General features: G+C 63.0%; 11 protein-coding genes and 2 pseudogenes. 5 read left to right on the forward strand and 8 right to left on the reverse strand.

Annotation, left to right across the window (positions count from 1 at the left end):
• The first annotated feature begins 23 nt into the window (after window positions 1-23).
• Window positions 24-347, forward strand: a complete 324-nt coding sequence (locus EN885_RS06035; RefSeq protein ID WP_095487621.1) for a YciI family protein — start codon at window positions 24-26, stop codon at window positions 345-347.
• 9 nt (window positions 348-356) lie between these two features.
• Here the strand turns inward: EN885_RS06035 and EN885_RS06040 are convergent, their stop codons facing one another.
• Complete coding sequence (locus EN885_RS06040; RefSeq protein ID WP_095487623.1) at window positions 357-971, reverse strand: LysE family translocator; 615 nt, start codon at window positions 969-971, stop codon at window positions 357-359.
• A 396-nt stretch (window positions 972-1,367) separates the two neighbouring features.
• On the opposite strand from EN885_RS06040, the gene EN885_RS06045 reads away from it, so the two are divergent.
• On the forward strand, window positions 1,368-1,994 hold the full coding sequence (locus EN885_RS06045) for a DUF1062 domain-containing protein (RefSeq protein ID WP_128241799.1): 627 nt from the start codon (window positions 1,368-1,370) through the stop codon (window positions 1,992-1,994).
• 57 nt (window positions 1,995-2,051) lie between these two features.
• Here EN885_RS06045 and typA read toward each other — a convergent pair whose 3' ends face one another.
• Window positions 2,052-3,881: a translational GTPase TypA gene (gene typA / locus EN885_RS06050; protein WP_128241800.1), complete on the reverse strand. Its 1,830-nt coding sequence runs from the start codon at window positions 3,879-3,881 to the stop codon at window positions 2,052-2,054.
• A gap of 200 nt (window positions 3,882-4,081) precedes the next feature.
• Between typA and EN885_RS06055 the strand changes: the two genes are divergently transcribed.
• Window positions 4,082-4,363 (forward strand): hypothetical protein, encoded by a 282-nt coding sequence (locus EN885_RS06055; RefSeq protein WP_128241801.1) that lies wholly within the window; start codon window positions 4,082-4,084, stop codon window positions 4,361-4,363.
• 52 nt (window positions 4,364-4,415) lie between these two features.
• On the opposite strand, the pseudogene EN885_RS06060 reads toward EN885_RS06055, so the two are convergent.
• Both EN885_RS06060 and EN885_RS06065 read right to left on the reverse strand, forming a co-directional pair.
• Window positions 4,416-5,997: pseudogene (locus EN885_RS06060) on the reverse strand (alkaline phosphatase).
• Window positions 5,998-6,350: 353 nt separating this feature from the next.
• On the reverse strand, window positions 6,351-7,634 hold the full coding sequence (locus EN885_RS06065) for an MFS transporter (RefSeq protein ID WP_128241802.1): 1,284 nt from the start codon (window positions 7,632-7,634) through the stop codon (window positions 6,351-6,353).
• An 82-nt stretch (window positions 7,635-7,716) separates the two neighbouring features.
• On the opposite strand from EN885_RS06065, the gene EN885_RS06070 reads away from it, so the two are divergent.
• Both EN885_RS06070 and EN885_RS06075 read left to right on the forward strand, forming a co-directional pair.
• Entirely contained in the window at window positions 7,717-8,322 is a 606-nt protein-coding gene (locus EN885_RS06070; RefSeq protein WP_126104454.1) for a TetR/AcrR family transcriptional regulator, read from the forward strand.
• 44 nt (window positions 8,323-8,366) lie between these two features.
• Entirely contained in the window at window positions 8,367-8,960 is a 594-nt protein-coding gene (locus tag EN885_RS06075) for a hypothetical protein (protein ID WP_128241803.1), read from the forward strand.
• Between the two features lie 247 nt (window positions 8,961-9,207).
• Here EN885_RS06075 and ppa read toward each other — a convergent pair whose 3' ends face one another.
• The 4 genes and pseudogenes from ppa to EN885_RS06100 form a co-directional block, all read right to left on the reverse strand.
• On the reverse strand, window positions 9,208-9,741 hold the full coding sequence (gene ppa / locus EN885_RS06080; protein ID WP_128241804.1) for an inorganic diphosphatase: 534 nt from the start codon (window positions 9,739-9,741) through the stop codon (window positions 9,208-9,210).
• A gap of 112 nt (window positions 9,742-9,853) precedes the next feature.
• Window positions 9,854-10,360: a GNAT family N-acetyltransferase gene (locus EN885_RS06085; RefSeq protein ID WP_128241805.1), complete on the reverse strand. Its 507-nt coding sequence runs from the start codon at window positions 10,358-10,360 to the stop codon at window positions 9,854-9,856.
• 242 nt (window positions 10,361-10,602) lie between these two features.
• Complete coding sequence (locus EN885_RS06095) at window positions 10,603-11,241, reverse strand: TPM domain-containing protein (protein WP_128241807.1); 639 nt, start codon at window positions 11,239-11,241, stop codon at window positions 10,603-10,605.
• An 8-nt stretch (window positions 11,242-11,249) separates the two neighbouring features.
• Window positions 11,250-11,716: pseudogene (locus EN885_RS06100) on the reverse strand (hypothetical protein); the annotation flags it as partial.

An 11,716-nucleotide genomic window follows, 5' to 3' on the forward strand; every position in this document is an offset into this window, starting at 1 on the left:
TGCCGCGATCAAGGGAGGAGACCATGGCGAAGTTTCTCTACGTCTATCACGGCTCGGGCAAGATGCCGACCGACGAGGCCGAGCGGAAAGCAGCGATGGATGCCTGGAACGGCTGGTACGGCAAGCTTGGCTCGGCCGTTGTCGACGGCGGCAATCCGGTCGGCATGTCGAAGACCGTGCTGCCCGGCGGCAAGGTCGAGAACAATGGCGGCAGCAATCCGACCGCCGGCTATACAATCATCGAAGCGAAAGACATCGACGATGCCGTCGCCAAAGCCAAGGATTGTCCTATCCTGACGGACCCGGGTTTCAGCGTCGAGATCGCGCCGATCATCGAAATGAGTTGACGCGCCGGCTCAGGACCGCGCCGCGATCGCCGCCGCAGCGCCGGCCATGGTGCCAGCGCTGACGCGGTTGGCGATCTTCATCGCCCGCTTGCTCTTCAACAGCTTTCGCGCCTGCGCTGCCGCCAGCACCCAGGCGAGATCGATGGCGACCAGAACCACGGCCATGGTCAGCGTCAGCTCGACCCAGCCGACGACCGTCACCGAGGCGAGATCGATGATGGTCGGCAGCAGCGCCAGATAGAACATCATGATCTTGGGATTGCCGAGTGTCACCGCCATCCCGGCAAAGAACAGTTTGATGGCCGACTCCTCGCGCGGCATCTCGCCCTCACGCGCCTCGACCGGGGCAGTCCACATCTTCCAGGCGAGGTAGGCGAGATAGGCGACGCCGACCCATTTCAGCACGACGAAGGCAAGATGGAAGGTCTGCGCCACCACCGCCAGTCCGAACACCGCCAGCGACAGCCAGATGCCCTCACCGATCCACATGGCGAGCAGGAACGGGAACACGTCGCGAAAGCCCTTTGCGATGACCCGCGCCACCAGAGCGGCAATCGAGGGGCCGGGCGAGCCAGCGGCGACGAAAAGGGCGGCGGCGAAGATCAGAAGCGAGGTGAAGTGCATGACCGGGATCTTTGCTTGGGACGTTGATCGCTCGATATTAGCGCAAGTGCCCCCGCGGCGGTAGCATCGATAATAGAAGGGGCTTGTCGACCCGGCGCGTCGCAGCTAGAAGTTTCGTCCCGACACATTTTTGAGCTTCACTTTGCCTACGTAACCGCCGGTCTCGTCAACTCCCCCGACACAATGCATGGCGCCGCTTTTCGCGACCTCTGTTTCATATCATGTGTTCCTCAGGGTGGCGGTTCGAGACCGGTTTGGCACTGCTGAACCGCTGTCGCGCACAATCACCCGCGACACCTGATTTCCGACCACCGCAGCCTCTCGCCACGCCGTGCCCGCATGGGCATCTCGACATCGCCGATCTGACGAACTTCCCGACGGGAAGGGCTTTTCGGCATGTCTTCGATACTGCGTATCCGCTGGGCGATCGCACCCAAAACCGCACCTCGACCTCACATCAACTGCAACCGCTGCGGCGCCTTCAAGGCGTACCACTGCAGCGGAAAATTCCGCGTCAACGCCAATGGCAAACGCATCGATGCGTGGCTGATCTACCGCTGCATCGATTGCGACAATTCCTGGAATTTCGGCATTCTGGAGCGGTGCAACCGCCGCGACATCGAGCCTGCGCTTTTGCAGGCGCTCGAAAGCAACGACCCAGGCCTGGCGCGTCGCCATGCCTTCGATGTTGTCGCATTGCGCAGCAGGATCGGACGCATCGAGGAGTTTCCCGAAGCCGCCGTTCATAAGGAGGTGCTCGGCGACAGGCCGGAAAACACCACCGCTCTCGAACTCCAGCTCGGGCTGGAGATGCCGACAGCGCTGCGGCTCGACCGGTTGCTCGCCGGTGAACTCGGCATCTCGCGATCGCGGCTTCAGGCTTGGGACGAGAAGCGATTGCTGGTCGTTGGTCCGGACGGGGCCAAAGCCTTGCGCAAGCCGGCACGCGCGGGAACGGCGATCCGCATCGATCTGGCCGGCGAAACCGACCGCGACGCCATCATCTCGGCCGCCGGCGGGTAAAGCAAAAGGGAGGGAGCAATGCTCCCTCCCTCGATAATTGTTTCCGGAGAAAAAAGCTTACGCCGCGCCGACCACTTTCGCCGACTTCTCAAAACGCTTGCGCTCGTTCGGGTCGAGGTAGAGCTTGCGCAGGCGGATGGTCTTCGGCGTCACCTCGACCAGCTCGTCGTCCTGGATCCAGGCCAGCGCGCGTTCCAGCGTCATGCGGATCGGCGGCGTCAGTTTCACCGCTTCGTCCTTGCCGGCGGCGCGGATGTTGGTCAGCTTCTTGCCCTTCAGCACGTTCACTTCGAGGTCGTTGTCGCGTGAATGGATGCCGATGATCATGCCCTGATAGACCTTGACGCCCGGGTCGATGACCATCGGGCCACGGTCTTCCAGGTTCCACATGGCATAGGCGACCGATTCACCCTGTTCATTGGAGATCAACACGCCGTTGGTGCGGCCCGCCAGCTCGCCTTTGTAGGGCTCGTAGGCATGGAACAGCCGGTTCATGACAGCGGTGCCGCGCGTGTCGGTCAACAGTTCCGACTGGTAGCCGATCAGGCCGCGTGTCGGCGCGTGGAAGACGATGCGCTGGCGGTTGCCGCCGGACGGACGCAACTCGACCATCTCGGCCTTGCGCTCCGACATCTTCTGTACGACGACGCCGGCATGCTCCTCGTCGACGTCGATAACGACTTCCTCGACCGGCTCCAGCAATTCGCCGTTCTCGCCCTGCTGCATGACGACGCGCGGACGCGACACGGCGATCTCAAAACCTTCGCGGCGCATCGTCTCGATCAGCACGGCAAGCTGCAATTCGCCGCGCCCTGAGACGAAGAACGAATCCTTATCAGGCGATTCCTCGATCTTCAGCGCGACATTGCCTTCGGCCTCGCGCAGCAGGCGGTCGCGGATGACGCGGCTGGTCACCTTGTCGCCCTCGGTGCCGGCCAGCGGGCTATCGTTGACGAGGAACGACATTGTCACGGTCGGCGGATCGATCGGCTGCGCATGCAGCGGCTCGGTCACCGACAGGTCGCAGAAGGTGTCGGCGACGGTTCCCTTCGACAGGCCGGCAATGGCGACGATGTCGCCCGCCTGCGCCTCGTCGATCGGCTGGCGCTCGAGCCCACGGAAAGCGAGGATCTTCGAGATGCGGCCGGTTTCGACCTGGGTGCCGTCATGATGCAGCACCTTGACCGCCTGGTTGGATTTCAGCGTGCCGGATTCGATGCGGCCGGTGATGATGCGGCCGAGGAACGGATTGGCCTCCAGGATGGTGCCGATCATGCGGAACGGGCCGGGATGAACGGTCGGCGCCGGCACATGCTTGATGACGAGGTCGAACAGCGGCGACAGGCCCTGGTCCTTCGGCCCTTCGGGGTTTTCCGAGACCCAGCCGTCGCGGCCCGAACCGTAAAGGATCGGGAAGTCGAGCTGCTCGTCGGTCGCGTCGAGCGCTGCAAACAGGTCGAACACTTCGTTGACCACCTCGACGTGACGGGCGTCCGGCCGGTCGATCTTGTTGATGACGACGATCGGCTTCAATCCGACCTTGAGCGCCTTGCCGACGACGAATTTGGTCTGTGGCATCGGCCCCTCGGCGGCATCGACCAGCACGATGGCCGAATCCACCATCGACAGGATGCGCTCGACTTCACCGCCGAAATCGGCGTGGCCGGGGGTGTCGACGATGTTGATGCGGGTATCCTTCCAGTCGACCGAGGTCGCCTTGGCCAGGATGGTGATGCCGCGTTCCTTTTCCAAGTCGTTCGAATCCATGGCGCGTTCGGCGACGCGCTGGTTGTCGCGGAACGAGCCGGACTGCTTCAGGAGCTGGTCGACGAGGGTGGTTTTTCCATGGTCGACGTGCGCGATGATCGCGATATTACGAATTTTCATGTTGTGGTCTCGGGAGCGTTGCAGGCAGCAGGCCAAAAGGCGCTGCCTCTTTCGGTTGGGCGGCTCATACAGGGTTTTTCGCAATTGCGAAAGAGGAGGCGTGCCACCAAATACATGGTCACCAAATCTTAAGCGTCTTGGTGTGAAATGGATTTATTAACCAAAGCGGAACCTTTCGCGGTCGGGACAGTTCAAATTTCATGAGCAATACGGGCATCAGATACCGGCCAATCTTCGCATGGGCTGCCCTCGCCGTCCTCGTTGCGGCAGGCGCAGCACAGTCGGCCGCGACGCTCAAGGAGGCTCGCCCTGCCCTGCCGTCCGACACACGAACGGCGGAGCAGTTGTTTGCCGATGCTCCCGATGGCGTCGACCCGGTGGTGACCGGGCCGGTCAGTGCCGCCTTCAAGCAGAGGCAGGAAAACGCCGGCTGCGACAGCGCGGTCTGGCCCAAGATTCCAACCGTCTGCTATCCGGACTGACGATCGCGCTTCACCCTCCCCTTGTGCGGAGGGTGAACAGGCGCCAGTCCTCTCAGGCCGACCGGACCGGATCCAGCGTGACCTTGTAGAGTTCATTGTCGTCGCGATCCATAAGCCGCACAGTCATCTGTTCAGTGGCGCCGTCGATATCGACGAGGCCGAAGAACTGCAGGCCGGCCGACGGTGGCAGGTTCTGCCCCTGCTCGGCAGTTGGCGCCTTGATGAATTTCAGCTCCGGGCCGAAGGTCATGTCGAAATCATTGGGTCCATAGGTGCCAGCGTGGAGCGGACCCGAGACGAACTCCCAGAACGGATTGAAGTCCTGGAACTGCGCCTTGTCTGGATTGTAGTAGTGCGCCGCCGTGTAGTGCACGTCGGCGGTCAGCCAGACGGTGTTGCTGATACCAGCGTTCTTTATATAGCATATAGCGAAGAAGGTCGGCAATTTCCAGCTCGCGGCCCTTGGCGGGGCCATTGTCGCCATTGCTGACGGCCTCGGCGCCGGCCTTCTTGCTGGCGTCGTTCCAGACGACGAGACCGAGCGGCATGTCGGCGGCAATGATTTTCCAGGTCGCGTTGGAGTTTGCCAGTTCGCGCTTCAGCCATTTGGTCTGCTGTTCGCCGAGAATGCGCGATTGCGGCGTCACCGTCTCCTGCATGCCAGGGCCATTGGCGCCGCGATAGGAACGCATGTCGAGGAAGAACACGTCGAGCAGCGGCCCATAGGCGATCTTGCGATAGACGCGGCCCGGTTCCGACGGCTCGTAGCGGATCGTCGTCATTTCGTGGAAGGCGCGTGCCGCGCGTGCCGCCAGCACATGGATGTTTTTTTCCGAGTAGCGATCGTCGGAGCTCAGGTCCTTCGAATCCGACCAGTTGTTCACCACCTCGTGGTCGTCCCACTGGTAGAAGGTCGGGCAGATGGCGTTGAGCCCCAGCACGTTCTTGTCCATCAAATTGTACTTCCACTGGCCCCGGTACTCGTCCAGCGTCTCGGCAACCTTGCGCTTTTCGTCGATGAGGACGGTGTTCTTCCATTTGCCGCCGTCGGGCAGGTCCGCCTCGTCCTTCATCGCGCCGTCGGCATAGATGGTGTCGCCGGAATGCAGGAAGAAGTCGGGCGTATGCTTGCCGATCGTGGCATAGGTCTTCATGCCGGTTTCGTCGATGCCCCAACCTTGGCCGGCGGTGTCGCCCGACCAGGCGAACCGGATGTCGCGCTTCGAGGCCGGCGCCGTGCGGAAGCGGCCGACGGTCGGCTCGGAGACGGCGTTGATGTCGGCGAGATCGGCCGCTGTCATGCGGTAGAAGATATCCTGATCCGAGGCGAGGTCGGTGAGCAGCCGTTTTACCGTGTAATCGCTGGCCGGCGACGTATCGAGCGGCGCAAGGCGGACGGCGTTGGCGAAATTCTCCGTCGACGACACTTCAAACATGACGCGCGACGGGCGATCGGTGCGCGTCCAGACCATGCCGCTGGTGGCGTCGACGTCGCCGGACTGGACACCATGGGTGAAGGCCGGCCGCTGATTGGCGCGGGAATAGTAGGGAAGCGCGAGGCCTGAAGCACCGATGAGGCCAACGGCGCTCGCCGACGTGACGAAAGCGCGCCGCGTCATCGAAATTTTGTTCATGGCTGTCTCCTGGATGGCGTTGAACGTCGCCGCCAAGGTCCAGCGTCAATGTTTCAGCCGCATCTCGAAACCATGAAGGTTTTTTGACGATCAACAGGCGGGGGGCGTTCTTTCCTTCTCCCCCTGTGGGAGAAGGTGGATTGGCGCGTAGCGCCAAGACGGAAGAGGGGTGTTGGACGGAGTGCCGTCGCAGCCAAGCTGGAGCACCCCTTATCCGACCGAGCTTCGCTCGGCCACCTTCTCCCACAAGGGGAGAAGGGAGAGCAACGCTGGCGCCCCGCACCAGCGATTGCCCCGCTCAACACTGTGGAAAACCAGTTGACCGCTTCGGAAACAGGCGAAGTGGCCTGCTCCTACGCCGCCTGCGGTTCCGGGTCGAAGGCCGGACGGCTGGTGTTGATCAACAGCGAGATACAGGCTGCGGCTATTGCCGTCATGCCGGCGATGAGGAAGGCAAGCTCGTAATTGCCCTGAAATTCGCGCATCGTGCCGCCGAAGAAAGCGGCGGCCGCCGCACCCACCTGATGGCCGGCGACGATCCAACCAAAGACGATCGGTCCACTACGATCACCGAACGCCTCGTTCGACAGCCTGAGCGTCGGCGGCACGGTGGCGATCCAGTCCAATCCATAGAGCACGGCGAAAATGATCAGGCTGGTCGACGAGAAGCCGGAATAAGGCAGATAGATCAGCGACAGGCCGCGAATGCCATAATAGACGCCGAGCAGCTTGCGCGGGTCGAAGCGGTCGGTGAGCCAGCCCGACAGCGTCGTGCCGATCAGGTCGAAGATGCCCATCAGCGACAGCAGGCCGGCAGCTTGCACTTGGCCGATGCCCATGTCGCCGCAAAACGCGATCAGGTGCGTGCCGACCAGGCCATTGGTGGTGAACCCGCAGATGAAGAAGGTCGCGAACAGATACCAGAACACGCGAGTGCCGGCGGCACGGCGCAGCGTGCTGAGCGTGTGGGTGAGAAAATTGCCCTGCGAGGCCGGTGGAACCGGCGGCACGTCGTCGGCGTCAGCACCGTAGCGCACCATGCCGATCGAAGCTGGACGCTCCGGCACCAGCAGCCAGACCAGCGGCACCAGGCAAGCGGTGGCCACCGCAATGGCGATGGCGACCGGCTTCCAGCCGCCCGACTGGGCGAGCGCGGCGAGCAGTGGCAGGAACACCAGCAGGCCGGTGGCGGCGGAGGCCGACATCAGTCCCATCACCAGGCCGCGATTGGTCTTGAACCAGCGGTTGACGATGGTGGCGCCAAGCACCGTGGCGACCGCGCCCGAACCGACGCCGGAGAATACTCCCCAGGTGAGAAGCAGGTGCCACGGCTCGGTCATCAACAGGCTGAGCGCCGTCGAGCCCGACATCACCACCAGCGATGCCAGCAGCGTGCGGCGCAGCCCGACCCGTTCCATCAGTGCCGCGGCAAACGGCCCGGTCAGGCCGTAGAGGAAGATGCCGATGGCCGCGGCGAGCGAGACGACATCGCGCCGCCAGCCGAAACTCTCCTCCAGCGGCAGCATCATGACGGCCGGCGCCGACCGCAGGCCCGCCGCGATCAGCAGGCAAAGGAAAATGACGGCAACCACGACGAAAGCGTAGCGCTGGCCAAACGGGCGGGATTGAGCTATCATGTTACTGACCGGTACGTTGCAGTTACACCGAGGTATACGTACCGATCGGTAACATTGTCAAGCAGGCCACGGCACGTCCTAGATGAAAAGCATTGAACCAACGATCAAAGCGGATGAAGTGACACCGCCCCGCGCCGGCGAAAAAATCCTTCGCGTTGCCCGCGACCTATTCTACCGGCAAGGCATCAGGGCGATCGGCGTCGACGAGATCGTGCGGCGTGCCGGCGTCACCAAGCCCAGCCTCTATCGCAGCTTTCCCTCCAAGGACGAATTGGCCGCGTCCTATCTCCGGCAATACGACCTCGAGTTCTGGGCCCGCTTCGACGAGGCAGTGGCTGCCCATCCCGGCGATCCGCGCGCGCAGATCGCCGCATTCCTGACCCGCATCGGCAAGCGCACGCAAAGACCCGACTATCGCGGCTGCGGCATGACCAATGCGGCGGTCGAGTATCCCGAGCACGGCCATCCGGCCCGCGTGGTGAGCGAGGCCAACAAGCAGGAACTGCGACGACGCCTGCGCGCCATGGCGGCGGCAATGGGTGCTGGCGACGCCGACACGCTGGGCGACGGGCTGCTGCTCCTGATCGAGGGCGCCTATATCAGCGGGCAGCTGTTCGGTGCCGGCGGACCGGCAAAATCGGTGGCCCGGAACGCCGACCTGCTGATCGAAGCGAGCTTGCAGAAATAGCGTTTGACGATACGCTACGGCAGCCCGAAACGGAGTTGCCTGCGATGCGAGCCCTTTTGATGATTTCGCTAGCCCTCGCCGGCCTCTGCCAGACCGCCCAGGCCGGCGACATTTCCAGTGCCTACACCGATCTCGACTCGAAGAAGGACTGCGTGACTTATGCGCAGGCCGAGGAAGGCGACGGCGACTGGGCGAGCCTCACCTGTTCGGGCTATCGCGGCTACCCGGTGCTGATCGCTTACGACGATGCCCGCGAATCGCTTTTCTATGGTTTTCCGTCCAGCGACATGACCACGGTCTGGGAGAGCTTCGTCGGCTTCAATTCGGCTGGACCCAAACTCGAATGGCGCATCGAGACGAACGGCGATCTCGCCGTTCCCTTCGCCGTCATCCACCGCCGCTCGATCAGCAATCCCGAGGACGAGAACAAATCGACCGAGGTGCTGGTCGTCGCCAAGGTCTCCCAGCCGGAGAAGTATGAGGGCTGCACCGTCGGACTGGTGCTGGCCACCGGCAATCCGGCCGCCAACGATGAGGCGCGCAAGCTCGCCGACGAGAAGGCACGCAGCTTTGCCTGCGGCAAGGACATGCGCGCGATGATCGGCGACGTGCCCGCTTTCGGTCGCGTCGACAACTGACTTCGTCATCCCTGGGCGGAGCGACGCGAAGCGGAGCGCAGACCCTGGGATCCATTCCGTGACATCAACCGAAGTGCGCAGCGGACCAGAATTCTGCACCGTTGCGGCGCTTTGACGTCACGGCATGGATCCAGGGGTCTGCGCTGCGTCGCTACGCTCCTTGCTCCGCCCCAGGATGACGAGGCTGAGGGGCTTTGGCCAACCTCAACGGTTGCGGCAGCCCATTGTTCGTCCTTCGGGCCTTAGCCTACTTGCTTGCCTTGGCCCGCTCGATCGCCTCGACGATCATCTTCTTGGCGTAGGCGGCATCGTGCCAACCCTCGATCTTGACCCATTTGCCGGGTTCGAGATCCTTGTAGTGCTCGAAGAAATGCTGCACCTGGTCACGCGTGATGTCCGGCAGCTGCGTGTATTCGGTGACGTTCTGATAGCGTAGCGTCAGCTTGGGCGACGGCACCGCGATGACCTTCTCGTCCTGGCCGGAATTGTCCTCCATCACCAGCACGCCGATCGGCCGCACATTGATGACGCAGCCCGGCACCAGCGCGCGCGTGTTGCAGACCAGCACGTCGATCGGGTCGCCGTCACCAGACAGCGTGTGCGGCACGAAGCCGTAATTGCCGGGATAGCGCATCGAGGTATGCAGGAAGCGGTCGACGAACAACGTACCGGCCTCCTTGTCCATCTCATACTTGATCGGCTCGCCGCCGATCGGCACCTCGATGATGACGTTGACGTCCTCCGGCGGGTTCTTTCCGATGGCGATGGCTTCGATACGCATGGCTTTTGTCCCTCTTTCGATTGGAAACCGATAGCGGGCGGGGGCGCATGGTGCAATGCGGCGAATGGTACTGAAAACAGCTGAGGGTGTTAGCGAGAGGAGTGTCGAGCCGTCATTCCCAGACGAAGGCGACCTTCTTCAGCGCCTTCTGCTCGAAGACCTCGACGCCCTCGGCGACGTCGCGGCCGCCGGCGCCGGCATAGAAGGTGAGCGCGTTCTGATTGTCCTCCAGCGCCCACACCACCATGCCTTTCAGCCCGTCGTCAGCCAGTCGCGCCCGTGCGGCTGAGAATAGCCGGCTGCCGAGCCCGATGCCTTGATACTCCGGGCGCACGTAAAGTTCGTAGATCTCGCCCTGCTGCTTGAGCTCGCGGGCGCGATTCTTGCCGATGGTGGCATAGCCGGCGATCTTGCCGCCGATCTCCACGACCAGGACGGTGGCGGCACGACGGATAGCGTTCGCCCACCACTCGGCGCCGCGGCGGTTGATCATCGATGTCAGCGTGCGATGCGGGATGATGCCGGCATAGGCGCCGCGCCAGGCCAACAGGTGCACGTCGGCGATGGCGCTTGCGTCGCGCGGCTCGGCTTTCCTGATGTCGATGCTCAGCGTGTTCATGATTGGTTAACCATAAACCCGCATCGCCCGATTGCAAGAGTCCGGTCAGCCGGCTCCCACGCTTTCGCACAGGCGATCGGAAGGCCCGCGACACGGGAAGAGCCTGTCTGAAAATGCGCTCTGCCGAGGCGGATGGCGTGGTTTTCGAGAACCGAAGCGCAGCGGACATTTGGGTCCGTGAGCATCGGAAGCGCAGAAAACCACGTCAGGCGTCCGGCAGAGTAGCGTTTACGGGCAGGCTCTCAGATTTCGACCAGATGATCGTCGAGCTCGTTGCTGTCGCCGTTAGAAACCGGGAAATGCTCGGCCAGCACCGCGCCCGTCGCTTCGATTGCCTTGATGAAGCCGTCGGCGAGACGATCGTCGCCGGCATGCGCGGTAAGGTCGCGGACGACGCTGTCCCAGACATCCTGGCCGACACGGCTGTCGATGCCGCTATCGGCGACCACCTCGGCGTAGCGCTCGGCAATGGAGACGAAGACCAGCACGCCGGTGCGCGCCGTGGTGCGATGGACGTTGCGGGCGAGGAACTGCTTTATCGCATTGGCGTGCGCGGCCTGGTAGCGCAGCCGCCTCGGCACCAGATGAATGCGCAAGCCGGGCAGCGCCCACAACAGGGCAAGCACCGAGGCCAACGCCAAAAGCTGGGCAATGACGAAATGCGGCAAGCGGATCGACAGCCACCACGCTTCCAGCCCGTAACTGACGGCGAGGCTGACGACGAGCATGGCCAGCGTCGCCATGAACGCGGCCGGAAAGAAATAGCCGTCGCTGGCATAGGCCACCACGCAGTAGATTTCGCCGTCGGTCTTTGCCTCGGCGGCGCGGATCGCTTTGGCGATACGGTCATGATCCTCGGGGCTGATCGGTCTTGTTGCCATGTTGTGTCTCACCAGCTTCCTGAAGAACCGCCACCACCGGACGAGCCGCCGCCGCCCGAAAAGCCGCCGCCACCCGACGACCAGCCACTACCGGAACTTCCCGATGACCAGCCGCCGCCGGACGAAGTACTCGTTGTCCAGACGCCGCCGCCCGTGCGCGCGTAGCCTGACCTTTGGCCATAGCGAAACGTCATGCCCAGCCATTTATACACGCCCGGCGACAGCTTTGTGCCGAAGATCGGCGGGAGGACCGCCATCGCCAGGCCGCCTAAGAACAGCATTGCCCACACGATGATGAACAGCGCGACGATGGGATCGATGGAATTGTTGTCGGTCGGATTGCGTTCGCCGCGCGCTTCCAGCTCTTCGGGATTGCCTTCCAGCACCATGACCATGTCGTCGACGGCCTTGGCTATGCCGCCGGAGAAGTCGCCGGCGCGAAAGGCCGGCACCATGTCGTTTTCGATGATCAGCT

The organism is Mesorhizobium sp. M6A.T.Cr.TU.014.01.1.1 (genome assembly GCF_004022765.1).
GTDB lineage: Bacteria > Pseudomonadota > Alphaproteobacteria > Rhizobiales > Rhizobiaceae > Mesorhizobium > Mesorhizobium mediterraneum.